Annotated in this window: 1 pseudogene; it reads left to right on the top strand. The window is 72.5% G+C overall.

The window, feature by feature from the left end:
• Positions 1–255, top strand: a pseudogene (locus AB3X95_RS39065) (phenylacetate-CoA oxygenase subunit PaaJ); the annotation flags it as partial.

Here is a 255-nt window from a genome sequence, read left to right as displayed (position 1 = left end):
CCTACCGCGTCGCCACCGTGCTCGCGCCGGCCTGGACCACCGACTGGATCACCGCCGAGGCGCGCGAAAAACTGCGCGTCTACGGCATCGCGCCGCCCACGGGCAACTGCGGTTCAGCCGCGACCTCTGCGTCACAGGAAAAAGTCCTGCGCTTCGTGCCGCGCGCGCTGCCCGCCCCGGCCTGCCCGCGCTGCGGCTCCGCACACACCGAGCGGCTCGCGCAGTTCGGCTCGACCGCCTGCAAGGCCCTGTATC

Source organism: Paraburkholderia sp. BR13444 (genome assembly GCF_040948755.1).
Lineage (GTDB): Bacteria > Pseudomonadota > Gammaproteobacteria > Burkholderiales > Burkholderiaceae > Paraburkholderia > Paraburkholderia youngii.
The sequence above is the reverse complement of the archived record's forward strand: the minus strand, read 5'-3'. Positions and strand labels throughout refer to the sequence as shown.